This window comes from Sulfitobacter sp. S190, from assembly GCF_025141935.1.
GTDB lineage: Bacteria > Pseudomonadota > Alphaproteobacteria > Rhodobacterales > Rhodobacteraceae > Sulfitobacter.
In genome coordinates this window covers 3030368-3055911 of record NZ_CP081120.1, presented here as the reverse complement: position 1 = coordinate 3055911, position 25544 = coordinate 3030368, and the positions used below count along the sequence as shown (strand labels likewise).

The window sequence follows — 25544 nt, the reverse complement described above, 5'->3', positions numbered from 1 at the left end:
ATTAGTCGCCTTCGTCAGTCGCGCCTGGCACCCAGAGGGCCGCGCTGATGATGCCGGCCATCGCCAGGCAATTGTTGAAACCCCAAAGGACGTTGGACACGACCCCCGTGGCGGAATGTGATGTGGTGCCAAGGGCCAGAGCGATGCAGGCCCAGATCGTGGCCGCGACTGTCGCAATGACAACGGCAATCTGCGGGCGCACGAGGGCGAGAAAATTTCCCGACTGGCGCACCTTTGGGGTGACCTTGAACGAAATCGTTTGGCCGCGCATCACCGACCAGATTGCCCGCGCACCCAGTGGGAAGAACGACAGATAACTGGCCTTGGCCGCGTATCCCGATATGCCCCACGTGCCCGCCATCATCGCCAGCTCCAAGGTCACCAGAAACGGGATCAGGTGCCAGAAGAATTCGGACGAATAGGCCGCCACCGGCGACACGCCGGTAAACAGATAAATCGCGGGTGCCACCAGAAAAACGAGGTTCCAGATCGGCGCAAGGTAGGAATAAAACGTCGCCGCATACATCACGCGTTGCGCAAACGTCAGCCCCCGCCCGAAGATCGGGTTGTCATTGACCAGAATATCCAGACTGCCGCCGGCATATTTGTATCTCTGCACGGTCCATGTCAGCAAATCCTGCGGAGACAGCATTTTGCTTTCGACAATCGGATGCATTCTCGATTTCCAGCCACGCTCGCGGTCCGAGTGCAGCACAATGGATGTGTAGATGTCCTCGGACACGTGGAACCGATACGGTGTCAGAATTTCCGTCGTTGCCGCTTCGGTGCGGATCGCGTCCATCATATCCGGCGCGATTTCGCGTTCCTTGCTCGCCACGGTGATCATTTCTTCGGTGGCATGGGTACGCTTTTCGACCTGCTTGCCAAAGCTGCGCAAGGCGGCCTCCATGACGGCCTCACGGCGGTGGATGGATCCCGCCCCACAGCAGAACGAGGCATTGGCCCAGTTTCTGCGGCGCTGGATGATATCGTAAAACATCTTAGGGTCGCTCACGAACGGGTCGGTGCCCAGCTGCACGGGACCGATGATCTTTTGCAGCCCGCGCCCGAATGAACCGGCCTTGGCACCGAAACGGCCCTGCAGCATTTCATCGAAGGGTTGCCCGTCCGGCAGATCGTAGAACCACTGCGGCGTCTGGACCCACGCCATTTTCGGCTCGCGAAAATAGCCTAGCGTATTTTCGAGGATGGTCGGAAATGGCCGCGTGTCGGCGTCACAAATCACCAGCAAATCGCCACAGGTCTGTTCCATCGCATGGCGCAGATTGCCAGCCTTGAACCCTTCGTTGGTGTCGCGTGAAATGTAATTGGCGCCCGCCGCCTCCGCGATTTTTCGCATCTTGTCCCGACGCCCGTCGTCCAGCACGTGAATGCGGATATCAATCGGGTGCGGATAGGTGATGTTCTGCGCGTCCTTGATGCCGAGCAGAACCAGTTCCGGGTCTTCGTTGTACGTCGCAAACATCACATCGACCGAGATCGGGCGCGCGCCATCGGGGTGGTCAGGTGCGATATCGATCAATCTGGCCGGCGCATCGAGTATCTCTAGGGGTTCGTCCTTCCAAAGATTGAAGACGAACAAAACCATCCCGATGAAGGCACAGGTTTCAGCGATGACCAAAGGCACGGCAAACCACATTGCCTCTGTGTTCAGCGATGCCGTCCAGCGCCACCAGATGTACCAGGCGCCAACCACCAACGCGACCGTCGCCAGAAACTGCCAAACCAGCTCACGGGTGGCGGAATATTCCAATGGGGCCTGAGGCAGGCGGTCTTCGTACTTCGCGAAATAATCGTCCACGCTCACGCCTCCGCCCGTTTGGAGCGCACGACATCCCAAGGGGTTGGGCCCAGTCCGATTGTCCATGCGAGGGATTTGAGCTGCGACAGCACGTAGGCGAGTGCAAAGGATGCAGGCAAAGCAAATGCAAAGCGCGCGATGACTATCAACCATGGGTTCATGGATCGTGACAGGCCAGTTCCGAAGACGGCAATGTCAAACAGATCGATCACCAGCGGATGCACGAGGTAGACGCCAAACGTATAGCTCGCCAGAAAGGTCCAGCGCGGAGACCATTGCAAATACTGACCGCCGATAAAGATGAGGAACACACAGATCGGCATCAAGAAGTGGCCGTAGTAGTCCCAGCCCTCGCGCACGCCCCATGATCCGGTTTCAAACGCCACGTTGAAAAACGGCAACGTCGCGAGGTAGGCGAGGATCGCAAAGTAGAACCCGCAGCGGCGGATCAACCGCGATTCACCGCGCGGGATACCGTCATTCCACAAACCGTAGATCGCGAATGCCGCCATGCCGTACCCGACATACCCAAAGATCTTGAGCGCGCAGATAACGTAGTCGCGCAATACGGGGTCAAGGTCCAATCCCCACACGAACCCCTGGACGTTGTTCATCACGCCGATGGTGACGACGACGGTCAGGCCAAGGATAGGGTAACGGGTCGCTGACCGCATCACCGGATAGAACAGGAACAGCGCGAACAAAGTCGGCAAGAAGTGCATGTGATACTGCGATTTGCCGAGGATGAAGTAGCCAAGCCAGCTTTGGAGCTGCCCCAACTGGTCCCAAAGGTAGGGCGCGTAGTTGAACGTATCCGCCTTGAACAGTCGGAAGAATGCATAGAACACCACCCAGAACGCAAAGGGCACCAACAGGCGTTTGGCCTGAACCGCAATCGCGCTGCCATAGGTCGGCATTTTCTTGTCCACGCGCATCGCCATCAGGAACAGCGAGAACATGAAGAACATCTCGGATCCCGAAAACTCACCCAAAGACCGCAGGAACACCGGCACGATGCGCTGCGCCTGATCCGCGTCCGCAAACGCCTGCCCGCCGAAGTCGGTGGAGGAGTGGATCAGAACGACACCGAAGGCCGCAAACACGCGGTTGGCGTCAAACCAGACAAGACGGGGTTTATGCGCCGCGGTCATCGGTCTGCCACCGGGATCGAACAGCTGGAGGGCAGTACCTTGCGCACCTGCGGAAGGGGCAGGTTGTGTTCCACCGTGCTGCATTCGGTAGCCCCGATGTCTTGGCCCCCGGTAACAGGACGGCAGTAAACGAAGTCCTCCACCGGAATGACAGGAGCGATCTGGTTGGCGTTGCCGCAGGCACAGCACGGCACTTCTTCGACCATCCGGTTGGGGTGGCATTTGTTGTCACGAATATCCGTGCCGATGAATGCAGTGTCCCAGACCTGGGTGTTTTGGTTCACACGCTGCAGGATCGGACCCTGCACTTTGTACAAAAGTGCCGCCAGAATGATGCCGTTGTTGTTGGCTGTCTGGAGCGGGATATACCCGTTGCCGTTTTCATAAAGACCTTCATAAAACCCGCGATCAGGCTCGGACAGATCAGCGACGGCTTCGAACAACAGGTCGGTATAATCCGTGTCCCACAGCGCCCACATCCCCACGGCCGCTTTTGCGGAAACTGCCGCGCGGTCCGGCTGGTACTCTCCTGTCGGGTCGAGCGTGTTCCACGGATACCCATCCGCAAAGATGCTGTCGTAAACGAAATACGGGCTGCCTTCGACCTGGTGTTCGGAGCGGGCGGTGATCACACCGGTCTGCTCGAACCGGCGCTGCTGCACGAGATAAATGCGTTGGGCAAATTCGGCGCGCCAACCATTGCTGGCCACCATACCGTCATTGCTGCGATCTGTCGGCAGATCCCAACCCAACTCCAGACCGTCAAGTATGTAGCCTTCCGTGAGCACGTAGTTCTGGTTCTTGAACACGCGCGGATCACGCCCGTCATAGGGCACACGGACGCCGAAAATCTCGACAAAATTCAACGACTCGGGCGACATCGCGCGATCTACGTCAAAGCCCCACAGCGCGAAGCCCTTGGCGGCATATTCCTCATAGCCAAGACGCCCTTCCTGCACATAGCGCGTATCGCCATCCGATTGCGTGAAAGACCCGAACATGCGACCGTCTTCGTTGATAAGATTGCAGAAGTTCCAACGCATAGGGACGTTGTCGACGCCATTGGCCAGATGCGGATGACGCTCCTTGAGGATCTGGAGCCAGACCAGAAGACGACCGATGTCATTCGCTGACATCCCGATTTCGCCCGGCTGGTTGGCATAATCCACCATTTCACCGGTTGCTGCGTTGTACACCTTGTTGGGCGCCTCACCGCGATAGAGCGTCAGGTTGCGCAGGGTGTTGATCAGACGGTTGGCGCGGTCATCAAACGTGCGCTTGTCGATCACACATAGCTCGTACGCCGCAACCATGGCACTGATATAGGATGCCGTGTCCCACAGCGTCGTGGACGGGAAAGAGCCGACGGCATTCACCAGCCCGGTTTCAGACTGATAGCTGCTCTCGAAATAGGACCATGCCGTCTTGGCCATTTCGAATTCGCGCGGCGTCAGTTGCCCGTTGCGCCCGGAATGAACACGCGATTGTCCCATCGGACCGCGCGCGCAGGTCTGTGCCTGAACCATATCGCCAAACCGGACAGACAGGGGCGCCGCGGATGTGATCGTCACACTGCGATAGGTCTCGCCCTCTACGGATACACCATCAAGCGTCAGCGTTGATGCACTGGCATCAACGTCCTGCGCCCGCCCGTTCGACAACGGAAAGAATGCAAACAACGATGCGGCGCCAGCCAACAGCCAAGGCGCGGATTTGGATCGGGTCATAAGATCAGTCTCCTGATTTCGAAAATGAAAGTGACAGACACATGCGGTCGGCCTTGGGGCCGTAATCCACGTCGTCCGAGCACTGAAGAAAAAGGCCGAGCCCACGGCCGCTCTCGGCCAGTGGATCAACGGAAGCGAGGGGTCGGGCATGGTCGCGCAGATCAAAGGGCTGTGCGCCGACAGGGTCGAACATCTCGACACGAACGCTGGTGTCGGTTTCGTCCAGCTCGATGTCGATCGGCGCGGATCGGTCGCTTGTGCGCGCATGCTTCACCAGATTGGTCAGCGCTTCGGACAGGCTGATCTCGAACTTCACGAGGCTGGATGCGCCAAGCGCCCCTTGCACGCTGGCCTTCATCGACAGCACCACTCGGTCCACATCGCCAAGATCGTTGCGCATATGAAAGCTCTGTCGGATCACAGGTCTTCTGCCATCTTCGCAACGGCACCTTCGACAGTACCAAAGGTCTTGAACACCTGATCCATGCGGCAGATCCTGAACATCTGGGCCACATCGGAATTCAGCCCGCACACGGCAAGATCACCGCGATGGCCGATCTTTTTGAGCACACCGACAAGCGCGCCAAGGCCGGAGGAATCCACGAAGGTCACGTCGTTGAAATCGATGACCAACTGCGCTGACCCGCGATCAATCAACCGGGTCACATCGTCCTTGAAGGTCTTGGCGTTTGCGGCCGTCAGGCGGTCGACACCGGGGCGGATCGCTGTGATGCCCATGTCTTGCGGGGTTGTATGGATCATCTCATGACCTCCGTTTAAGGGTGACGACAGTAAGGTCGTCTTCCAGGGGTTTTCCACCGCGCCACTGGGTAAGCGCGCTGACCATTTTTCCGGGGATATCGCAGGGTCTGGCCGTGGCGATCGTTTGCGCCACCGCGTAAACCCGACCGCTGCCAAAGAATTCGCGATTGGCGTTTTCGGCCTCGCATGCCGCGTCCGAACAGATGACCAAACCGCCGCCAACTTCGATCTGGTGAACGTCGGTCGCATAGCGGGCACTGGCAATCAACCCCACCGGAAATCCACCATCGCCGATCGGTTCGCCAACACCCGCACCGTTGACACAAAATGGTGACGGATACCCAGCCTGACAGTAAGCAAGCTGGCCGCTGGACGTATCGATGATGCCGCAGAACATGGTGAAGTAGTCATCAGTGTCCGACGCGCTGAACCGGACATTCAACGCCGCGACCAAGGCCGCAGGATCGGCCGAGCCGTGATCGTCAAATGCCTGACTTTGGAAGTATTCGGGCGTCACCAGGTGGCCAATCGCGACCGACAACAAGGCCGCGTGAACACCGTGTCCTGACACATCGATTGCGTAGAAACCAAGATTTCCGTTCTCGAGTTCAAAGCAGCCGAACATGTCACCGGACACGATAGCGGACGGCACGAACGCCGACGCCACGCTAAAGCCCAGGATGTCGTCTCGCAGGGTTGGCAAAAGCTGGCGTTGCGCCTCTGCCGCTGCGCGCAGATCTTCTTCGATCCGCGCGTTGGTCTCTTTCAGAATATTGCTACGTTCCGCCAGCTCCGCCGCGTGGGCGATAAGACGTGTCGCGGTGCGCAGGCGGGCCTTGAGTATCGCAGTGCTGCTGCCTTTCGTGATGAAATCATCCACCCCCGCCAGCAGCGCCTCGTCGCGGATATCGGTTTCGTCCGCACCCGTCACCATGATGACATGTACATAATGGTCGAGGCCAAGCTGTCTGATTTCGCGTGTCAGCCCGATGCCGTCAAGGTTGGGCATCTCGAGATCACAAATCACGATCTGCGCACCCGACTGCCGGATCAGACGCAATGCCGCGCGGCCGTCTTCGGCCTCAATCGCATCAAAGCCCAGACTATTGATGAGGCTGCACAGGAACAATCGCTGCAATTCGCTGTCTTCAGCGACGACCACCTTCAACGCGGGCGCTCCCGACCTTGCGTCGGCGTCCGACACACGCGCACCGGCGATCGGTGCCAATGCGACCGACGGATCATCTGTATTTACTGTGCAGTGTGGTGCCGGCATTGTTCATCTCCTTCGAGCGGAGACGTAGCAGCCGTAGAGGCTCGGATCATCCGCGCGAAAGGTTGGTTCGCGGGGGCAATCGTGTGGTTAACCCATCCGTTCGGATAGGTTCAGAACAATCCCGCCTCGCGCGCGATCAGTGCCGCCTGTGTGCGGTTGGCAGCGCCGACCTTGCGGTACAGCGTTTTCATATGCAGCTTGATGGTGGGTTCCGAAATATCGAGGTCGCGGGCGATTTCCTTGTTGGACTTGCCTTCGGTCAGCCCCTTCAGAACCTGCAGTTCGCGTTCGGTCAGGTTCGCTGCCAGCGGATTTTCTTCCACTTCCTCTTCCGCGGTCATGAAATCGATCGGGGCGTACTGCTCCCCCATCGCCATGAACCTGACGGCATTGACCAGCGACTTTGCGGGGAGCGATTTGGGCACAAACCCGGCGGCCCCCGCCTCGAGCGCGTCTTCCGCAATTTTTCTGCTGGCTTCACCGGACACCAGCGCAACCCGCTGGCCATCCCCGTGGGTCAGCGCGGATTTGAGCCCGTCCAACCCGTTCATGCCCGGCATGTTAAAGTCGAGAAGGACCAGATCAAAGGCAGGACCGGCGTCGATCATGGCAATCGCGTCGCCGTAGGTACCCACCGCTTCGGTTTCGATTCCGCCTGCGTTCTCCAGAAACATCACAAGAGTATCCCGCAAGAGGTCGTGATCGTCAGCGATTAGGATTCTCATGTTATTTTCCTCGGCCTTTGGAGGCGAACTACACCACAACTATGACGTTAGGATGGCGGTCGGAAAAGGGGAATCGCCGGTCATCCCTACCCATTCGGGTAGGGCGCGCGCCCAATTGGTTATCGCCCGACCCGCATGCGCCCTGTGCGTGTCCGTCCGCTATGTAGATCGGAAGAGCGGTGTGGGCCCATAAGCGGCCCAACCGAAATACGATGAAAGCATTCACATGACACATATCCGCAAAGCTGTTTTCCCCGTCGCCGGAATGGGCACGCGCTTTCTGCCGGCGACAAAATCTGTTCCCAAGGAAATGATCACCTTGGTGGATCGCCCGTTAATCCAATACGCTGTGGACGAAGCCCGCGATGCCGGGGTGGAGGAATTCATTTTCGTTTCGGCCGCAGGAAAAGGCGCGTTGGAGGACTATTTCGATACCGCCGCCGCTCTTGAGACACGGCTGCAAGCGGCAGGCAAAACAGAAGCTCTGGCCGCGCTGGACTGCACGCGCATGGCCGAAGGCGCGTTGACCTTACTGCGACAATCGCAGCCTTTGGGTCTGGGCCACGCGGTGCGTCAGGCCCGTAAACTGATCGGCGATGAAGCTTTTGCCGTGATCCTTCCCGACGACGTGATCAAAAGCGAAAAAGGTGCCTTGGCCCAGATGGTCGAGGTGCACCGCGAACTGGGCGGCCACATGGTGGCGACGATGGATGTGCCCCGATCCGACATCAGCAAATACGGTGTGCTTGATGTGGCATCCGAACAGGGCCGCGTGTCCAGAGCGCTGGGCTTGATCGAAAAACCGCGCGCGGATTTGGCGCCATCTACCAAGGCCGTTATCGGCCGATATATTCTGGACCGATCAATCTTCGATCAGCTCGACAATCTCGGCCCCGGCGCGGGCGGCGAGTTGCAACTGACAGATGCGATAAACGCGGATGTCTCAACGGTTGGCGTGCATGGGTTCACCTTCGACGGGCAGCGGTTCGATTGCGGATCGGTGCAGGGATACGTGCAAGCGACAACAGCCTTCGCCATGGACCGCGCGGACCTGCAAAGCGAATACGCCGCCTTCCTCAACGAAAAGCGCCAGCCATTCCGTCTGGTCGCGTAACATCACTCTTCGGGTGTCGCGACGCGCGGACCTATCCGTTCGGATAGGTCGGTATCCGTTTGCCCAAATGCGATTTTGCGCTGCGGGTGCAATAACACTGGTTCAACGCAAGGAACCCTTTCATGTTTCAGACAATCGTTCGTTTCGCATCCGTCGCCGCATTGGCGATAGGCTTGTCCCACTCCGCTTTGGCAGACAATCAGCCTACACCACTGCTGAGCATTTCAGGCGACATCACCACGTCTTCCGGAGAGAGCACTCTGGCGCTGGACATGGGCATGCTGCGCGCGCTCCCCGAAACCACGTTCGAAACCAGTACGATCTGGACCGACGGGGTCCACACCTTCACAGGCGTGTCACTGGCAGATTTGATGGCCGAGCTGGGGGTTGAAGATGGCACACTGGTTGCGACGGCCATCAACGACTATGCCGTCGAAATCCCTGTGTCCGACGCCGTCGAAGGCGGCCCGATCATCGCCTACCTGATGGACGGTGAAGAAATGACCGTACGCGACAAGGGGCCTCTTTGGGTCATCTATCCATACGACAGCAACGCCGATTACCGCTCCGAAGTTGTCTACTCCCGGAGTATCTGGCAACTCGACAGACTGGAAATCGTTCAGTAACCCTAACAAGCCGCAAGGCGCGCTTTCAAAGGACACCAGCTTGTCGACAGACCTACCCAAACGCGCGATCCGGGGCAGGGCCTTTGCCCTGATTGCGGGGGGCGTCGCCATACTCGCCATTGCGATTCTGACCTTCAACGTCGCGCGCGAAATTCGCGTTCTGGAGTCGGCACAATCCGACAACGTGCAATGGTCTCTGGTGCAGTCGCAGGTCGAATTCATCGATTTCCAGAATGAAGTCGCGGCCGACCCTATCGATCTGGCGAAGCTGCGTCAGGAGTTCGATGTTTTCTTCAGCCGTGTCACGACCCTCGAGCAAGCCACGGTTTTCGAAGGGCTGCGCGCCGACCCGACCTCACGCCAGTATCTTGACGACCTGCTCGCATTTCTCGACGACGCCGTTGTGATCATTGACGGTCCGGATGACGAGCTCATCGCCCGATTGCCGGATCTTGCGGCCCTGACGCGCGCCACAGCCCCTGTCACGCGCGCACTGGCGAATTCCGGCCTCGATACCTTCGCACAGGTCGCAGATGAGCAAAGGCAGGCCATGGCCCGCACGGTGACGCAATTGGCAATTGCCATCGCCGCGCTGATTGCAGTGCTGACCCTCACCGTTCTGTTTCTAAACCGCCTCAACGCGCGCATCTATCGACGCGAACGCGAGAACCGCCAGACGTCCACGCGCATGACCACCGTGATGAGCACATCGCTCGACGGTGTGATCGTCTGCGATTCAAATGGCGACATTCTCGAATTCAGCCCGGCTGCCGAAGCAATTTTTGGCTACAAGGAAGCGGATGTTTTGGGAAAAGACATCGGTTCTGTCATCGTTCCGGACCATTTGCGCAGCGCACATGACGCCGGCATGGAGCGTATGCGCGACAAGGGCGAAAAGCGCGTTGTCGGCAAAGGACGCGTACAACTGGAGGCCAAACGCCACGACGGGCAGGTTTTCCCCGTCGAGCTCGCAATCCAGTCTGCAACGACCGATCAGGGTGAGATATTCATCGCCTTCTTGCGTGATATTTCGCACCGCGTTGCAGCGGAGGCTGAACTGGTTGCGGCCCGTGACAAAGCACTCGCCGGTGAAAAACTGAAAACCGACTTTTTGTCCACGATGAGCCACGAAATCAGGACCCCGCTGAATGGTCTGCTCGGAAACATGAACCTGCTGCGCGATACCAAGCTGGACGCGGACCAGGATCGGTACGTTGGCCATATGGAAACCTCCGGACGTTTGTTGATGAGCCATATTTCGGATGTGCTCGACATCACGCGCTATGACGCCGGCAAGCTCAGCACCCGTTCTGAACCGGTCAACATTTCCGAGCTTCTTCAAGACATTATCGACAACCAGAGCGGCGCCGCGGCCAAGAACGGCACATCGTTGTCATGGAGTTGGCATGGGCACCCGGTGCATTGGATCTTGTCCGATCACGACCGCCTCCAGCATGTGATGATGAACCTGATCGGCAATGCCGTGAAATTCACGACCGGTGGCAAGGTGGATGTCTCGATCAAGAACACAGGCACGCCCGACGCCACGGAACTGAGGGTCAAAATCACGGATACCGGCCCCGGACTGTCGCAAGATCTTGCAGAGCGCGTGTTTGACGACTTTGTCACGGGCAACACGGCCTATGACCGCAATGTCGACGGAACCGGTTTGGGTCTCAGCATTGCCAAACGGTTCATAAACGCATTGGGCGGTGAAATCGGGGTCGACAGCACCTTGGGAAAGGGGAGCACATTCTGGGTTTCTATTCCGGTCGAGGCAACCACCGCGCCAACGCAGCACACACCCGAGGTTGACGACGTTCACGCCACCGCACCGCTCAACGTCCTTCTGGTCGAGGACAACGAAGTCAACCGCATCGTCGCGCGCGAGATGCTGCAATCGGACAGGCATATCGTGACAGAGGCCAATGACGGTGCCGAAGGCGTCAGTGCAGCGGCGAAAGAGTGCTTTGACCTGATCCTGATGGACATCAGCATGCCCGTCATGGACGGCCGCGCCGCGACACGCGCCATTCGGGGCGGCAGTGGGCTGGCGGCAAAGACCCCGATCGTGGCGCTGACTGCGAATGCCATGATAGAGGAGCAACAAAAGTTCCTTGCCGACGGAATGGATGAGATCCTGACCAAACCTTTGTCCCGCGACGCGTTGAGAGCGATGATCAACCGCGTCGGCACCATGAAAGAACACACCCCTGTTGGGGCGATGCTCGATGCCGCCCATATGTCGGAAACGCGAGATAGTCTTGGAAACGAGACGTTCGAAAGGCTGCTGTCGCGCTTTGAACAGGAAGCCGAAGACCTGATTGACTGGCTCGCGACGCACGACGCCTCCGATCTCGCCGAAATCGCATCACGGACCCACAAAGTAGCCGGAAGCGCTGCGGTTTTCGGCGCCGGTCCGTTTCGTGAAGCCCTCCGCGCGATCGAGACAGCGGCCAAACGAGGTGACGTTGATTTCATCGTCGCGGCTCGGGGAGACTTGGTCGACGTCTGGAAGTCGACCGCACGCGCGTTGGAAAGCGACTGACGGTTCGTCGGTTGGCGTAACGCGGAGATGTCCGACGAAGCCTCTTACCCATACTGCTGTGCAACTGGCCTCGGAATGGTCATGAACGCGAACGCCGGTGACCGGGGCAGGGCGCGCTGCTACGACATCATCGCGGTCGCCCAATCCTTCATCGCGCCGTAAATGCGGCGGCCCGTTGCTGCCGCTTGGCGGCGGCTCGTGACGGCCCCGCTGGTATCGGTGTGGTCGGGCGGCAGATGTTTGGCCTGTGCGTCAAGCCACGCAATCTGATCCTCCCAGAACTGCCGTTGCTGCGCCAGCCAAGCGGCCCGCGCGTCCTGTGGCAGGGTCCATAGAAAGTTCGCTTTCAACAAAGGCTCGAACCTCAGCCCGCCCCCTTCGGGCAGGTCCTGCTGCATCCAGTGGCGCAGCGCGGTCTGGCCGGCCTCGCATATCTCGTAGCGGCGCGCATTGCGGGCTTCGCGCCCGATCTCCGCAATCAGCCCCGCGTCCGCCATCCGGTTTAGCTCGGTATAGATCTGGTTGGGCCGTGCGGGCCAGACGCGGCTCAGAGAATGCTCGAACCGCTTGGCGATTTCATATCCCGTCATGGGGCCTTCGCTGAGAAGCCCGAGGATGGCGTGACGAATTGACATGCCCGATTGGTATAGGCTTGACAGGTTCGATACAACAAGTCAAATATGACCTGTCTTTTATTATCTATCGGGGGCGGATATGCCATCACTTATCGAGCCGACGCAGCCTATCGCGGGCTTTGAAACAAACCGCATCGCGCTGCGCGACGGGATCACAACACGCGTGCTCGATACCGGCACGCCGCAGGGGGCCGACCCCTCCGCGCCTCCCGTCGTTCTGGTCCACGGCCTTGCGGCATCGATCGAAATCTGGCGGGATATCCTGCCCACGCTTGCTGCGTCATACCGCGTCGTCGCGTTTGATCTGCCCGGCTTCGGCCATTCCGACAAACCGGATGTGGACTACCGTGCGCTTTCGTTCTTCGTGCCCATGTTTCACGCCTTTCTCGACGCTGCGGGCATCGACAAAGGGCATATGGTCGGATCCTCACTCGGGGCGAGCCTGCTCATCCGGCACGGGTCACGGCATCCCGAGCGCTACGCATCCGCGGTGTGCGCCAATCCGGGCGGTTTCGGCACGCATATCCATCCGTTCCTGCGGGTTCCGACGATCCCCGGACTGGGCGCAGTGATGAGCCGGCCGCAACGTGCAACAAACGCCTTCGGGGTCCGGATCGCCGTGCACAAGAAAGCAAAACGGACCAGGGCGCTGGTGGACGAGGTCGATGCGTTTTCGCGGCTGCCGGGGGCGCACCGCGCCTTTGTCCGAACCCTTCGGGGCATAGCGACACCGCTCAAGGTCAAGGAAATGGACGTGTTTGAACGCGAAGCGCGGCAATTTGAGGCGTTGGAGATTCCCACGCGCGTCGTCTGGGGCGAGCAGGACCGGATCTTCCCTGTGGCGCAGCTTGAAACCGTCCAGGACTACATGCCCTCGGCGCGGCGCGAGGTTTTGCCCGAGGTTGGCCACTACCCCCAAATCGATGCCCCGGATGCCTTCTGCACGATCCTCCTTGATCACCTGCACGAGGCAGAGCAGCGCCTCAGCCACGTCAGAAACAAATCGCGCTGATGTCCCAAACTCAACGCCGCGAGGTCAGGGCACCCAGTATATTGTCCATCATCGCATCGCAGGCCGCCAGTTCTGTCTTGCTCAACCCTTCGTCCGGCTTGTGCCCGTCGGCCGCCATATCCCCCGGCCCGACCACGACGCTGCATAGCCCCAGTTGTGCGAAATACCCCGCCTCGGTTCCAAACGGCACCTTGACGGTATTAGTTGCACCAGCCAACTGCGCCGCCCAGGCGACCGCATCCTGCCGCACATCGGTCTCCAGCCCGGGATAGGCATTTACCTTTTCGACAGTGATCGCAGGCGCGTCGGGAAACGATCTGCTGACCCGGTGGGCGAGATCGGTGATCCGGCCCACGATATCCTCCGCGGGCGTTTCGGCCAGATGCCGGAACTCCACATCCAGATGCGTATCCGAAGGCACGATGTTGAGCGCCTGACCGCCCGCGATCTTGCCGATATGCACGGTCGAGTAGGCAACCGCATAGGCGTCATCGCGCGGGCCGTCGGCCAGCACGGCCTGAAGGCGGCGCAGCCCCTCGACCATCTCGGCGGCCACGTGGATGGCGTTCACAAACTGCGGTGCCAACGCACTGTGCCCCGCCTGTCCGTGGCAGGTCACGCGCAGGGCGGTCTTGCCCTTGTGGCCTGTCGCAACCTGCATCGACGTGGGTTCCCCCACGATCACAAGGCGCGGTTTCCCGATGTGTCTTGCCACCTCGGGCATCATCTGGCGAATGCCCACGCAACCGATTTCCTCGTCGTAGGAGATGCACAGACTGAGCGGCGCGGACAAATTGGCCGATCCCGCGCGTTCGGCCATCGCCAAGGCCGAGGCCAGAAAGCCCTTCATATCCGTCGTACCACGCCCAAAAACCCGCGCACCTTCATCGCTCAACCTGAACGGCGCGCGGGTCCAGACCTGCCCGTCGACGGGCACGACATCGGTGTGCGCAGACAGACAAATACCGCCATCGGCACGCGGACCGATCCGCGCAAACAGCCCCGCTTTCGTGCCCTCCGGTGACCCGATGCGTGTGACCTCGAAGCCCGCATTTTCCAGCAAATCTTGTGTCCAGTCGATCAGATCAAGATTGCTGTCGTGACTGACCGTCGCGAACCCCACCAGCCTTTCGAGAATTTCGAGCGTCCGGCCCATCATCCGGCCTCCGTGGTCAGCGTGCCCAATGTCTCCAGTACACCCGCAACGCTCGTTTGCGGATTGACGATGCACAGACGGAATACTTTCTGGCCCCGCCACGTGGTTGGCAAACAAAGCAGCGCTCCGGAGCGGCGCTGCGCCTCTGCCCATTGGTCCATCTGCGCGTCGCTCATGCCGGTCGGGCGAAACAGCACCACCGAAAGCTGCGGACCAAGGACCAGCTCAAGCCCCGCCATCTTGTCGATGCCGTCGGCCAGATCGCGCGCGATGGCGATTGTCTTGGCGATGGCATCGCCGTAGGCGCGGGTGCCGTGGGTCGCCAGCGAGTACCAGAACGGCAGCCCCCGCGCGCGCCGGGTCAGGTGCAGCGCATAATCGGAGGGGTTCCAGTGGGTCTTGTCCACCGCGTCCAGATACTCCGCGCTTTGACCGTGCGCATTGGCGGCATCCGCGGCGTTCCGGTACACCAGCGCACAGCTGTCATAGGGGGCAAAAAGCCACTTGTGCGGATCAACGGTGAAACTGTGGGCGCGCTCGATCCCGTCGAATACCGGGCGCGTATTGGGGTCCGACAGGGCGGCCAGCCCGTAAGCGCCGTCCAGATGCAGCCAGAGGTCACGCGCGTGGGCAAGCTCGGCCAGACCGGCAATGTCGTCCACCGCACCGCTGTTGGTCGCACCCGCATTGCCCACAATCGCAAAGACGTGCGGCGCACAGGCCGCGCTTGCATCCGCACCGCTCATGCGCCCGGTTTCGTCGGGCGGAACCTCGATCACATCAACATCCATGACCCGCGCCACAGCCCGGATCGAACTGTGCGCCTCGGTCGAGCACAGGATCGCCCACCGGTCCGGGCGCGCCATCCGCCGCGCTTTCCAGTCGCGCGCCGCGTGCAGGGCGCTCAGGTTTCCCAACGTGCCACCCGCCACGTAAACGCCACCGGCGCTGTCGCCCCATCCGGCAAGGCCCGCCAACCATTCCAGCGTCTGGTTTTCGGCGTGGATCGCGCCTGCACCACCGTCCCAATTGCCCGCGAAAATCCCCGCAGCGCCCAGTGCCGCGTCAAAACTCAGCGACGCATCCGTCGGCGCAGACGCCACAAAGCTGAGCGATGTGGGATGCCCGAAGGGCCGCGTCGACGGCACAATCGTATCGGTGAAAAGCGCAAACGCCGCCGCGCCGCCGATCCCCTGCGGCGTGATCGATCCCCCCAGAACCGGTTCAAGCGCCGCATGGCTTTGTGCGCCATGCTTGGGGTCCGGCCCGCCCAATATCCGCCTGCGCGTCCATTCCAGGATACGCGTCACGTTTGATGCGGGAAATGGAAACGCCTTCATCAGTCTTGCGCAAGCTGTGTGATTTCACGCCGGAACGGCAGCGCGTCACCGATCTCGGTACCGTCAAGCTCGCGGGCATACCGGTGACCGGCATAGGTCGCCCACGCGATGGGGCCGGGGGCATTCGCATCGCCAATCACCTTCACCGATTTGATGCCCGCATCCGCCCACTCCGCCTCGCGGGCCTTCAACGCCATATAGACGCTGTTGTTTTCGACCCGCGATGACACCATCACCACCCCGTCACAGGCAAGCGGGCGAACCACGCCCGTGAACATGCAATTCGTCTGGACGTGGCCCTTTTCGATCGCCGTCACGCCACGGTTCAGCTCGATTGTGACGCCCATATTGGCCAAGCGGCGGTGGATTTCGTGTTGCTCCAGCGTGTTGAGGGTCCATTCGCTGACATAGGCGGCCGGTGTCACCAGCGTCACGCCGCAGCCCTTCTTGACCAGCAATTCGGCCAGAACACCACCCATGTAATAATGATCGTCGTCGTAGATCACGACATCTCCCGCAGGGCTGGCCCCCGCCATCAGGTCGTCCGGCGTGAACAGCGGCATCGCCGCATCGGCGGGAAAGGGCACCACGTGCTGGCGCGCCACCCCGTCGCGCCGCCAGGCCGCGCCTGTCGCGATACAGACGTTTTCGAACCCGAATTCGAGAATGCTTTCTGCATCAAGCGCGCTGTCGAGATAGCTTTCCACGTTGGCCTTCTGGCTCAGCTGGTATTCACGGTAATCGGCGACACGCCCCCATGCGCTCAGCCCCGGCAGATGACGTTCACGCGCCACCCGCCCGCCAAGCACCGTGCCTGCCTCGGCCAGCGCCACGTCATAGCCGCGTTCCGCCGCAGCACGCGCCGCCTCAAGCCCGGCCGGACCGGCCCCCACCACCAGCAGATTGGCACTGCCGCCTTTCGGGTTCATCCGCTCGGGGTGCCACCCCTTGCGCCACTCCTCCATGAATGTGGGGTTCTGCGTGCAGCGGCTGATCGACATGGTCATGTCCCCCGTCACGCAGATGTTGCAGCCGATGCACTCGCGGATGTCCTCGATCCGGCCTTCCTCGATCTTCTTGGGCAGAAACGGATCGGCAATCGACGGCCGCGCGCACCCGATGAAATCCAGCGTACCGCTCTTGATCATCCGCGCCATGACATCGGGGCTGGTAAAGCGGCCAACGCCCACGATTGGCCGGTCCGTCAACTCGTGGATGCCGCTGACCAACGCGTGCTGTGCGGCTTCTTCCTTGAAACGTGACGGGCCGGAGCATTCTTCCCACGTGCCCTGCGCCAGATCCCACAGATCGGGCAGATTGCGGTTCATGTCGACGAACTCGCGGACCTCGGCATTGGAAAACCCCAAATCGCCGATTGTCTCGTCTAGCGACACGCGCAGCGTGATCCCCACGCTGTCGCCCACCGCGTCGCGCACATCGGCGATGACCTCGTTCACAAACCGTGCGCGGTTCTCCAGACTGCCGCCATATTCATCGGTGCGGTGGTTGGTGGCGCGGCTGAGGAAATGCTGGAAAATGCCGAACCCGTGGGCGCCGTACAGACAAATGAGATCAAACCCCGCCACCTTGGAGCGTTTGGCCGCGTTTACGAACCAGCGGCGCAAATCCCTGATGTCGGTCTTGTCGAGCGCGCGCGCTTGCACCGGATCATTGGTGAAGGTGCGGATAGGCTGGGCAGACACCGCCAACGGCACTTCCTTGGTATAGAGGTTCGGACCGTTCACCCCCGAATACGCGAGCTGGATACCCGCAAGTGCGCCATATTCCTTCATCCGGTCGGACATCTTGCGCAGCATCGGAATGTCCTTGTCCTCCCACAGGCGCAACTCGATGAACGGCGTGATCTCCGACGTGTGATGCATTTCGCATTGCTCGGTGAAAATAACGCCCCAGCCGCCCTCTGCCTTCGACCCGCGCATCGCCGCCGCCGCCGAAGGGTCCCGGTATCCGCCGCCATTGCAGTGGGGCACCTGATAGAACCTGTTCTTGGCCGTGAGCGGACCGATTTGCGTAGGCTCGAAAAGGATGTCGTAGCGGGGATCGCGCACGCGGAAATCTCCTGTGTGGAAGGGCGTTGCATCAGTGGTGACAGAAAATCGGCTTAGGCTAAAGTCAGGGTTGCGGAACCATAGCTTAGGGTGGGGCTAAGTGGTGCCGGTAATCGGCAACCCCGGATATCCCCACGTCGCCGTCTTGTCAGAGGTATGCTCGATGAACGCATTGACCGCCGGAATATGCCGCGCGCCCTGTGTGACGAGAACGCCCAGACACAGGGGCCGTGGCGCCCCCTTGAGCGAAATGAAGCACAGCGCACGCCCGTCCGGCGACACGTCCGAATGGGGGCGGATGTTGGCAACCGAGAACCCGAAACCATTGGCCACCAGCGACCGCATCACCGCCAGATCCCGCGTTCGTTCGACGATATTGGGCGCGACGCCCGCCTGCTCAAAGGCGCTGAGGAAATAGTCCCGGCTGATCGGCAGATCGAGCAGGACCATGGGGTAGTCGGCCAGCGTCGTCACAGTGACCGATTTGCGCTTCGCCAGCGGATGATCCGCGGCGACAACGGCATAAAGCGGCAGGGACCGAAGCGGGATAAACTCCAGATCGGGCGGCACTTCCAGATCGTAGGTCAGGGCCAAGTCGATATCGGCACGGCGCAGTTTCTCGATCAGCGTCTGTTGATCGCATTCGATTTGCGACACCTGCACATCCACATGTTTCTGCTGGAACCCGCGGCGCAGCGCGGGCAGCAGTACCTGCGCAAACGTCAACAACCCCCCGATGCTCAGCGGGCCGCGTACGTTTCCCGAAATCGACCCGGCCAGCCGGTTGAGATTGTCCGCCTCGGCCAGAACCTTGCGGGCCTGCCCCATGAACTGCCGACCCGCCTGCGTCAGGTTCAGACCATGGGCATGTTTTCTAACAAACAGCGACAGGCCGAATTCGACTTCGAGCTGGGAAATGGCGGCTGAAATGGACGGCGAGGAGACATTGAGCTGCGCACTCGCCTGCGCGATCGATCCCTGCTCGCCAACGGTGACGAAATATTCAAGCTGTCTGAGGGTGAAACGCGTAGGCATGTGCCGACTATGGGTGAAGCATCCGATTTGATCCACGCCGATTTTGCGGCGCGGGCGCTCTATTCGTCCCCCGGAACACCGTAGGAAGGAGCCTCGCGTGGGTCGAGGGCGCGTTGCACATAGGCATCCAGTTGCGGTTTATAGATTTCCCAGGCCGTCGCGATGTTCTCGATCGGGCAGTCTTCGGTCCAGTCGCAACGCAGGTCGGCGACCGGCCAGGCGACCTTGTCGACCATCAGCAGGCCCGCCGAATGCAGCGGCCCCGCTTCGCCACCCGCAGCCAGACCGGCACGCATCGCCGCGATCAAACGGTCGCCAAGGTGGCCGTCACTCTCCAGAAATCCGTCCACGACGGCCTGCGGAACGCGCGCGTTGGCCAGCATATTGCCCCCCGACGCGACATCGGGCCCCTGCGCCTGCGTCCAGATGCCCAGCGAATTCGGCCCCGAATGGATCGCCGTGGCCCCTGTCTTGTCGACCGCCAGAACCTGCCGGTACGCGATGAACTTGCCCAGATTACGCACACCCGCGATGGCCTCGCCCGCGCCCATGCCTCCCTGCATCAGATCAAGCGCCAAGGGGCCGAGGGTCGGGTCCGTCACGTTCTGTGATGCCACCGCACCGACGCCCGCGCGGGCATAGGCACAGCGCGCTGCCACGGCGGGCGAGGACGATGAAATCGCCAATCCGAACATCCCGGTCTCGGCACAACGGGCAACCAGCGAAAATGTCATTCCGGGATCACCGCGGTGCCGTCGATCTCGACCAGCCACTCCGGTCGGGCCAGCGCCTGCACAACCAGCCCTGTCGACACAGGATGAACGCCTTTGATGTACTGGCCCATCGTGCGATAGACCGCCTCGCGGTGGCGCACGTCGGTGATATAGACGACCACCTTGACAAGGTGCTCCATCGAACCGCCCGCCTCCTCGATCAACTGCCGGATGTTCTGCATCACCTTGTGGGTTTGCGCCACGGGGTCGTGGCTGTCGATATTTTGCGCATCCTCAAGGTTCTGAGGGCATTGGCCGCGCAACCAGACGGTCTTTCCACCCTGCGTGACGACTGCCTGGCACAGATCGTTGTCGAGGTTTTGCTCGGGGTAGGTGTCGCCCGTATTGAATTTGCGGATGCGGGTATGTGCCATGCGGGCTCCGTTCTGGAAAAGATCACTCTGCGGCGGTCGGAACGACAGCCGCTTCACCGTCATAGTCGGCATAGGCGCGCTGGATGGCAATCTGGTCCGCGACAAATTTCGCATCATGCCAAACGCCCCACAGGAAGGTCGAGCCGCGGCGCGACTGCCACGGCAGCCCCAGAAAATAGAGGCCCGGTTCCCGCGACACCCCGCGCTGGTGGATCGGCGCGCCATTGTCGTCGAATGCATCGACCTTGAGCCAGCTGAAATCCTGCTTGTATCCGGTCGCCCAGATGATCGTCGTGATCCCTTCTGCCGCAAGGTCCAGCGCCCGGATCGGGTCTGTCAGGCACGCAGGGTCGGGCCAAGTTGCGCGGGCGTCCGGATCGGGCGGCAGATCGAGCCCCATCGCCTGCGCATAGGCATCGGCCGCATCCAGCATCTGGGCGTAATTGGCATCCCCCGCATCGACATTCTTGCGCGCGTCATCGGCGAAGGACAGCACACCATCATCAAAGCCTTCGGTCCGGCCCAGCAGGGTCACGCCCTCGCTTGCGAGCCGCCGGAAATCCATCGTGCGCCCGCCGTAAGCGCCGCTGACCGAAATGGTCACATGCTCGGTTCCGGGCGCCTGCGCGGCCATGTCCCACAGGCCAAGCACGCCCAGCCACCAGACAAAATCGCGCCCGCGGTAGCGGCGGGGCGGGCGGTCATGCGGACCGACAGACAGGAAAACCCTGCGCCCCGCGCGGTTCAGCTCATCGGCAATCTGCGCCCCGGACGATCCCGCCCCCACGACCATCACCGCCCCTTCGGCCAACTGATCGGGATTGCGGTAAGCGGCCGAATGTATCTGTGTCACGCCTGCGTCCTGCGGCACGATCGGCGGGATGACCGGATGCTGGAACGCGCCGGTGGCCGCGACAATCCGCGTGGCCTCTATCACACCTTCGGATGTGTCCACCCGAAACCCCGCGCGGCCTTTCAGGGGAACCGCCTGCAACACCTCCACCCCCGTCCGGACGGGGGCATCCACCATGCGGGCGTATTCCTCGATATACGCGGCCACACGATCCTTGCCGACAAATTCGTCCGGCGCGTTACCGCGGAATTCGAGGTTGGGAAACCGGTCGTGCCAGACTGGGCCGTTAGTGACCAATCCGTCCCACCGCGACGTGCGCCACGCCTCGGCGATACGGCTCTTCTCGAGCACCACAAACGGGACACCCTGATGGGCAAGATGCTCGCTCAGCGCGATGCCTGCCTGTCCCGCACCAACGACAAGTGTGTCGATTTTTTCCACTGACATCGAATGGCCCTCCCCGACAGACATGCGCAGAATTGCCCAAAGAACAGGCGCCGAAAAGAATGATCTGCATTAGCGTTGCTTAGGCCAGAGCTAAGGTGCCGCGCTTTACCCAAGGCTGTTCCTAAGCCACGCTTCGCTATTTTTGAGGTGACAAATTCCGGAACGCCCCGTTACCATTCCTGCGAACAGGGGGCATTGATGGTCAAGAACGCTCAGATTGCTGTCGATGTGCGCGATGCCGTGAAACGCTATGGCGACTTTACCGCGCTGGAGCAAATCTCCCTCGGCATTCGGGACAACGAATTCTTCACCCTTCTGGGGCCATCGGGCTGCGGCAAGACAACGCTGCTGCGCATGATCGCGGGGTTCGAGGATGTGACCGAAGGCGGCATCTACCTTTTCGGCGACGAGATAAAGACGCTTCCGCCGCACAAACGTCCCGTGAACACCGTCTTTCAGAACTACGCGCTGTTTCCGCATATGACGGTGCTCGAAAATGTGGGCTTCGGGCTTGAAATGAAGGGCGCATCGCGCGCCGAAGCGGCACGGCGGGCGGGTGAAATGCTCGAGCTGGTGCAGCTGTCGCAATTCGCCAAACGCAAGCCCGCGCAACTCTCCGGAGGGCAGCAACAACGCGTTGCGCTCGCGCGTGCTCTGGCCCCGTCGCCCAAGGTCCTGCTGCTGGATGAACCACTTTCGGCGCTCGACCTGAAGCTGCGCAAGGCGATGCAGATCGAACTGAAACACATCCAGCGCGAAACCGGCATCACCTTCATCTTTGTCACCCATGATCAGGAAGAAGCGCTGACCATGTCGGATCGAATCGCGGTCATGTCCGCGGGCAGATTGCAACAACTCGGGGCGCCGCGGGATATCTATGAACAGCCCCGCAACATGTTCGTGGCCGATTTCATCGGCGATACGAACCTGCTCGAAGTCTCGGTAGACAAGATCGACGCGGGCCGCGCTCAATGCCACATCGGCGGAGGCCACGCGCTGACCTGCGAAGCCGTGGACGGGGTCAGCGTCGGCGCGCAGGTGCACCTGTCCGTCCGGCCCGAACGGCTGGTGCTGTCGGAAGAGGCCAGACACGCCGAAAGCCTGCGCGGTGTGGTGCGCGAAAACATCTACATCGGCACCGACATCACCACGCTGATGGATCTCGACGGCGGCCCAAAGATCACCGTGCGCACCTCCAACACCGAACGCGGCAACCGGCGCATCATCGCTCCGGGGAGCGCTGCCTTCGTGAACATGGAAGCAGGTGCCGCACGCCTGTTGGTCGACTGATGGCGGGCGGTGCGGCGTCCGGCGGCAGTGCTGCCTCCGACACCTACGCAGGGGCGCGTCACTGGCTCTTGATGCCATCGTGGCTGGTGCTTGTCGTTTTCGTGCTGGCACCCGTCTGCGTGATGGCGATCTATTCGTTTCTGACAAAGGAGTTCCGCGGCGGGGTGATCTGGGATCCCACGCTCGCGGCCTATGACCAGTTCTTCTTTGATCGGGGCCTGTTCGGTGATGGCGAACCCACCCTGCAATGGACCTACATCACCATCTTCTGGCGGTCGATCTGGCAGGCGGGGCTGGCCACGATCCTGTCGCTGATCATCGGGTTCCCGACCGCCTATTACATCGCGACGCGTCCCGCCAGCACCCGCGCGCTATGGGTGTTCCTGATCACGATCCCCTATTGGGTCAACCTGCTGATCCGCACCGTATCGATGAAGTTCCTGCTGCGCGACGAAGGGCCGATGAACGATTTCCTCGTCGGCATCGGGCTGATCGGCGAACCCTTGCAGATCATCAATACCAACCTCGCCGTGCAGCTTGGCCTGTTCTACAGCTACCTGCCGTTCATGGTGCTGCCGATCTACGCCTCGGTCGAGCGGTACAATTTCAACATGTCCGAAGCCGCCGCTGACCTTTACGCCACCAAGTGGACGACGCTGCGCCGCATTGTCCTGCCGGCGGTCAAACCCGGTGTGATCGCGGGCTGCATCCTTGTTTTCGTGCCAAGCCTCGGTGCGTTTCTTGCCCCCGATCTGCTGGGGGGCGCAAAGAACTTCATGATCGGCTCGCTCATCGAAGAGCAATTCAAGGGCAACGCCGGAAACTGGCCGTTCGGGGCGGCGGCATCGATGATCCTTCTCACGCTGGTGATGCTGCTCTTGCTGGTTTTCGCACGCCAGCAGCGCCGCGCAGGGGCCCCGACATGAGCGCGAACACAGACGTCAAAACCTACACCGGTTTTCGTTTCCTCACACTTGTGTGCCTGACCATTCTCTATGCCCCCCTCGTGGTGGTGACGGTCTATTCGTTCAACGCATCAAGCTCGATCACGGTATGGGAAGGCCTGTCGCTGCGGTGGTACATCGACGTTTTCGTCGGGCCAGAAAGCGCGAAGTTCCAGCGGGCCGCGCTCAACTCCTTCTCGATCGCGCTGATTGCCGCAACGCTGGCAACCGCCATCGCCACCGCCGCGGCAACCGCCATCGTGCGGGGGGGCAAATTCCGCTCCCGAACGCTGTCGCTGGGGCTGATCACCCTGCCGATCATGGTGCCCGAAATCGTGCTGGCCGTGGCCACGCTGATCTTTTTCAATTCCATCGGCTTCACCCGCGGCTACCTGACGATCCTCGTGGCGCATGTCGCCTTTTGCATCCCCTTTGCCTACCTGCCGATACAGGCGCGGATGCAGGGGATCGAGGACACTTTCGAGCACGCCGCGATGGACCTCTACGCCACCAAGGCACAGGCGTTCCGGCGCATCCTCCTGCCCTTGATGATGCCCGGCATCATTTCGGGCTTCCTGCTGGCGTTCATCGTCAGCCTCGACGATTTCATCATCACCAATTTCGTGAAGGGCGCGGGTGTCGAAACCCTACCGACGGCGATTTTCGGGTCGGTGAAACAAGGGCTCAAGCCCAACATCATGGCGATCTCTACGATGCTTCTTGGCCTCTCGATCGTGATGGTGACGATCTCCTACTTCGTCGCGAAGTCGGACAATACCAAATAACGATAGGGAGCTACCAAATGAAGACACTGACAACATCCGCGATGGCGCTTGGCATGCTGGCGACCTCGGCACTGGCCGAGGGCGAACTCGTGATCTATCACTGGTTCGAATACATGCCCGCCGAATTGCTCGAAAAATTCACCGCCGAAACCGGCATCACCGTGACGATGGACACATACGATTCCAACGAGGCGATGCTGGCGTCCCTGAAGGCGGGCGGCATGGGCACCTATGACGTGGCCGTGCCGGGCGACTACATGGTCCAGATCATGGCGAACGAAGGCCTGCTGGACACGATCGCCGACGGAGAGCTGTCCAACAAGGGCAACATCTCGGACGCCTGGGCCGACCCCGCGTTCGATCCCGGTCGCAAACACTCCATTCCGTACCAGTGGGGCTCGACCTCGTTTTCGGTGAACACCGATGACTACGATGGCGAAATCAACACCACCGACATCCTGTTCAACCCGCCCGCGGAACTGTCGGGCAAGATCAACATGCTCGACAGTCAGGGCGAAGTCATGGCGCTGGCCTCGCTGCACATGGGCTTTCCGCAATGCGACACCGACCGCGAAAGGCTGAGCGCGCTCAACGACATGCTGCAAGAGGCCAAGACGCACTGGGCGTCCTTCAACTCCGACACCGCCCGCGAGGTGCTGGTCTCCGGCGACGTGTCCGCCGGCATGATCTACGACGGCTTCAGCGCCAAGGCCCGCGCAGACCGCGCCAGCATCACCTACGCCTTCCCGACGCAGGGCTATGTCGTCTGGATGGACAACGTGGTGCTGTTGAAGGATGCGCCGAACCGCGACAGCGCAATCGCCTTCATGGATTTCCTGCTGGAGCCGGAAAACATCGCGGCCGTGTCCAACTATGCCCGCTACGGTCTGGGGGTGGACGGGGCCGCCGAATTCCTCGACCCCGCGCTGGCAACACTGCCTGAATCCAACCCGCCTGAAACCGCGGGCGCGGGGGCCTTTATCGCGGTGTGTGATGAGCAGACACAGGCCGTCTATGACCAGATCTGGACCAATCTGAAGAACTAGGCCACCGCTGGCAAACTTGCGGCGGCTCCTGAAC

The 25544-nt window shown here is 60.9% G+C and carries 23 protein-coding genes; 8 read left to right on the top strand and 15 right to left on the bottom strand.

All coding sequences use genetic code 11. The features are described 5' to 3' along the window. Position 1: 1 nt before the first annotated feature. The 7 genes from K3756_RS15235 to K3756_RS15205 form a co-directional block, all read right to left on the bottom strand. Positions 2–1822 carry a glycosyltransferase gene (locus K3756_RS15235; RefSeq protein WP_259988857.1) on the bottom strand — a complete coding sequence of 607 codons (1821 nt, stop codon included), beginning with the start codon at positions 1820–1822 and terminating at the stop codon, positions 2–4. A 2-nt stretch (positions 1823–1824) separates the two neighbouring features. Further along, positions 1825–2973: an acyltransferase gene (locus tag K3756_RS15230; RefSeq protein WP_259988855.1), complete on the bottom strand. Its 1149-nt coding sequence runs from the start codon at positions 2971–2973 to the stop codon at positions 1825–1827. Further along, positions 2970–4700: a DUF3131 domain-containing protein gene (locus tag K3756_RS15225; protein WP_259988853.1), complete on the bottom strand. Its 1731-nt coding sequence runs from the start codon at positions 4698–4700 to the stop codon at positions 2970–2972. Before K3756_RS15225 ends, K3756_RS15230 begins: the two co-directional genes overlap by 4 nt. 4 nt (positions 4701–4704) lie before the next feature. After that, positions 4705–5100: an ATP-binding protein gene (locus tag K3756_RS15220; RefSeq protein ID WP_259988852.1), complete on the bottom strand. Its 396-nt coding sequence runs from the start codon at positions 5098–5100 to the stop codon at positions 4705–4707. Between the two features lie 17 nt (positions 5101–5117). Beyond that, entirely contained in the window at positions 5118–5462 is a 345-nt protein-coding gene (locus tag K3756_RS15215) for an STAS domain-containing protein (protein WP_259988850.1), read from the bottom strand. A 1-nt stretch (position 5463) separates the two neighbouring features. Next, complete coding sequence (locus K3756_RS15210) at positions 5464–6738, bottom strand: PP2C family protein-serine/threonine phosphatase (protein ID WP_259988849.1); 1275 nt, start codon at positions 6736–6738, stop codon at positions 5464–5466. A 110-nt stretch (positions 6739–6848) separates the two neighbouring features. Then, the gene (locus K3756_RS15205) at positions 6849–7463 is read right to left on the bottom strand and encodes a response regulator transcription factor (RefSeq protein WP_259988847.1); all 615 of its coding nucleotides are present in this window, start codon (positions 7461–7463) and stop codon (positions 6849–6851) included. Between the two features lie 226 nt (positions 7464–7689). On the opposite strand from K3756_RS15205, the gene K3756_RS15200 reads away from it, so the two are divergent. From K3756_RS15200 to K3756_RS15190, 3 genes are all read left to right on the top strand, one after another. After that, positions 7690–8577, top strand: coding sequence for a UTP--glucose-1-phosphate uridylyltransferase (locus K3756_RS15200; protein ID WP_259988845.1), 888 nt, complete (start codon positions 7690–7692; stop codon positions 8575–8577). Positions 8578–8699: 122 nt separating this feature from the next. After that, positions 8700–9203 (top strand): molybdopterin-dependent oxidoreductase, encoded by a 504-nt coding sequence (locus K3756_RS15195; protein ID WP_259988843.1) that lies wholly within the window; start codon positions 8700–8702, stop codon positions 9201–9203. Between the two features lie 40 nt (positions 9204–9243). After that, positions 9244–11751, top strand: a complete 2508-nt coding sequence (locus K3756_RS15190; RefSeq protein ID WP_259988842.1) for a PAS domain-containing hybrid sensor histidine kinase/response regulator — start codon at positions 9244–9246, stop codon at positions 11749–11751. Positions 11752–11870: 119 nt separating this feature from the next. Here the strand turns inward: K3756_RS15190 and K3756_RS15185 are convergent, their stop codons facing one another. Continuing rightward, complete coding sequence (locus K3756_RS15185) at positions 11871–12386, bottom strand: PadR family transcriptional regulator (protein ID WP_259988840.1); 516 nt, start codon at positions 12384–12386, stop codon at positions 11871–11873. 79 nt (positions 12387–12465) lie between these two features. Between K3756_RS15185 and K3756_RS15180 the strand changes: the two genes are divergently transcribed. Next, positions 12466–13398 (top strand): alpha/beta fold hydrolase, encoded by a 933-nt coding sequence (locus tag K3756_RS15180; protein ID WP_259988838.1) that lies wholly within the window; start codon positions 12466–12468, stop codon positions 13396–13398. Between the two features lie 10 nt (positions 13399–13408). On the opposite strand, the gene argE is transcribed toward K3756_RS15180, so the two are convergent. The 7 genes from argE to K3756_RS15145 all read right to left on the bottom strand — a co-directional run bounded on the left by argE (position 13409) and on the right by K3756_RS15145 (position 21445). Then, positions 13409–14554 carry an acetylornithine deacetylase gene (gene argE, locus K3756_RS15175; protein WP_259993573.1) on the bottom strand — a complete coding sequence of 382 codons (1146 nt, stop codon included), beginning with the start codon at positions 14552–14554 and terminating at the stop codon, positions 13409–13411. Next, positions 14554–15894 carry an aminotransferase class V-fold PLP-dependent enzyme gene (locus tag K3756_RS15170; RefSeq protein ID WP_259988837.1) on the bottom strand — a complete coding sequence of 447 codons (1341 nt, stop codon included), beginning with the start codon at positions 15892–15894 and terminating at the stop codon, positions 14554–14556. Before K3756_RS15170 ends, argE begins: the two co-directional genes overlap by 1 nt. Continuing rightward, entirely contained in the window at positions 15894–17963 is a 2070-nt protein-coding gene (locus tag K3756_RS15165; protein ID WP_259988835.1) for an FAD-dependent oxidoreductase, read from the bottom strand. Before K3756_RS15165 ends, K3756_RS15170 begins: the two co-directional genes overlap by 1 nt. 96 nt (positions 17964–18059) lie before the next feature. Continuing rightward, a complete protein-coding gene (locus K3756_RS15160) occupies positions 18060–18998 on the bottom strand; it encodes a LysR substrate-binding domain-containing protein (protein ID WP_259988834.1) in 939 nt (312 codons plus the stop codon). A gap of 59 nt (positions 18999–19057) precedes the next feature. Beyond that, positions 19058–19732, bottom strand: a complete 675-nt coding sequence (locus K3756_RS15155) for a DUF1028 domain-containing protein (RefSeq protein ID WP_259988832.1) — start codon at positions 19730–19732, stop codon at positions 19058–19060. Further along, positions 19729–20145, bottom strand: coding sequence for a RidA family protein (locus K3756_RS15150; RefSeq protein WP_259988830.1), 417 nt, complete (start codon positions 20143–20145; stop codon positions 19729–19731). The genes K3756_RS15155 and K3756_RS15150 overlap by 4 nt, the downstream gene beginning before the upstream one ends. A 22-nt stretch (positions 20146–20167) precedes the next feature. Further along, on the bottom strand, positions 20168–21445 hold the full coding sequence (locus K3756_RS15145; RefSeq protein ID WP_259988828.1) for an NAD(P)/FAD-dependent oxidoreductase: 1278 nt from the start codon (positions 21443–21445) through the stop codon (positions 20168–20170). 198 nt (positions 21446–21643) lie between these two features. Between K3756_RS15145 and K3756_RS15140 the strand changes: the two genes are divergently transcribed. Genes K3756_RS15140 through K3756_RS15125 form a run of 4 tightly spaced genes read left to right on the top strand, consistent with a single transcriptional unit; the run spans position 21644 to position 25510 of the window. Beyond that, entirely contained in the window at positions 21644–22735 is a 1092-nt protein-coding gene (locus K3756_RS15140; protein ID WP_259988826.1) for an ABC transporter ATP-binding protein, read from the top strand. Beyond that, complete coding sequence (locus tag K3756_RS15135; protein ID WP_259988825.1) at positions 22735–23661, top strand: ABC transporter permease; 927 nt, start codon at positions 22735–22737, stop codon at positions 23659–23661. The genes K3756_RS15140 and K3756_RS15135 overlap by 1 nt, the downstream gene beginning before the upstream one ends. Beyond that, positions 23658–24464, top strand: coding sequence for an ABC transporter permease (locus K3756_RS15130; protein ID WP_259988824.1), 807 nt, complete (start codon positions 23658–23660; stop codon positions 24462–24464). The genes K3756_RS15135 and K3756_RS15130 overlap by 4 nt, the downstream gene beginning before the upstream one ends. Positions 24465–24481: 17 nt before the next feature. After that, a complete protein-coding gene (locus K3756_RS15125) occupies positions 24482–25510 on the top strand; it encodes an extracellular solute-binding protein (protein ID WP_259988822.1) in 1029 nt (342 codons plus the stop codon). Positions 25511–25544: the final 34 nt, after the last annotated feature.

What these genes read in the sequence shown, in the direction of transcription:
- K3756_RS15125 (WP_259988822.1), top strand. Translation starts at nt 24,482, where the DNA reads ATGAAGACACTGACAACATCCGCGATGGCGCTTGGCATGCTGGCGACC.
- K3756_RS15185 (WP_259988840.1), bottom strand. Translation starts at nt 12,386, where the DNA reads ATGTCAATTCGTCACGCCATCCTCGGGCTTCTCAGCGAAGGCCCCATG.
- K3756_RS15225 (WP_259988853.1), bottom strand. Translation starts at nt 4,700, where the DNA reads ATGACCCGATCCAAATCCGCGCCTTGGCTGTTGGCTGGCGCCGCATCG.
- K3756_RS15160 (WP_259988834.1), bottom strand. Translation starts at nt 18,998, where the DNA reads ATGCCTACGCGTTTCACCCTCAGACAGCTTGAATATTTCGTCACCGTT.
- K3756_RS15180 (WP_259988838.1), top strand. Translation starts at nt 12,466, where the DNA reads ATGCCATCACTTATCGAGCCGACGCAGCCTATCGCGGGCTTTGAAACA.
- K3756_RS15205 (WP_259988847.1), bottom strand. Translation starts at nt 7,463, where the DNA reads ATGAGAATCCTAATCGCTGACGATCACGACCTCTTGCGGGATACTCTT.
- K3756_RS15200 (WP_259988845.1), top strand. Translation starts at nt 7,690, where the DNA reads ATGACACATATCCGCAAAGCTGTTTTCCCCGTCGCCGGAATGGGCACG.
- K3756_RS15220 (WP_259988852.1), bottom strand. Translation starts at nt 5,100, where the DNA reads ATGCGCAACGATCTTGGCGATGTGGACCGAGTGGTGCTGTCGATGAAG.
- K3756_RS15195 (WP_259988843.1), top strand. Translation starts at nt 8,700, where the DNA reads ATGTTTCAGACAATCGTTCGTTTCGCATCCGTCGCCGCATTGGCGATA.
- K3756_RS15145 (WP_259988828.1), bottom strand. Translation starts at nt 21,445, where the DNA reads ATGTCAGTGGAAAAAATCGACACACTTGTCGTTGGTGCGGGACAGGCA.
- K3756_RS15130 (WP_259988824.1), top strand. Translation starts at nt 23,658, where the DNA reads ATGAGCGCGAACACAGACGTCAAAACCTACACCGGTTTTCGTTTCCTC.
- K3756_RS15135 (WP_259988825.1), top strand. Translation starts at nt 22,735, where the DNA reads ATGGCGGGCGGTGCGGCGTCCGGCGGCAGTGCTGCCTCCGACACCTAC.
- K3756_RS15170 (WP_259988837.1), bottom strand. Translation starts at nt 15,894, where the DNA reads ATGAAGGCGTTTCCATTTCCCGCATCAAACGTGACGCGTATCCTGGAA.
- K3756_RS15210 (WP_259988849.1), bottom strand. Translation starts at nt 6,738, where the DNA reads ATGCCGGCACCACACTGCACAGTAAATACAGATGATCCGTCGGTCGCA.
- K3756_RS15230 (WP_259988855.1), bottom strand. Translation starts at nt 2,973, where the DNA reads ATGACCGCGGCGCATAAACCCCGTCTTGTCTGGTTTGACGCCAACCGC.
- K3756_RS15140 (WP_259988826.1), top strand. Translation starts at nt 21,644, where the DNA reads ATGGTCAAGAACGCTCAGATTGCTGTCGATGTGCGCGATGCCGTGAAA.
- K3756_RS15215 (WP_259988850.1), bottom strand. Translation starts at nt 5,462, where the DNA reads ATGATCCATACAACCCCGCAAGACATGGGCATCACAGCGATCCGCCCC.
- K3756_RS15155 (WP_259988832.1), bottom strand. Translation starts at nt 19,732, where the DNA reads ATGACATTTTCGCTGGTTGCCCGTTGTGCCGAGACCGGGATGTTCGGA.
- argE (WP_259993573.1), bottom strand. Translation starts at nt 14,554, where the DNA reads ATGGGCCGGACGCTCGAAATTCTCGAAAGGCTGGTGGGGTTCGCGACG.
- K3756_RS15150 (WP_259988830.1), bottom strand. Translation starts at nt 20,145, where the DNA reads ATGGCACATACCCGCATCCGCAAATTCAATACGGGCGACACCTACCCC.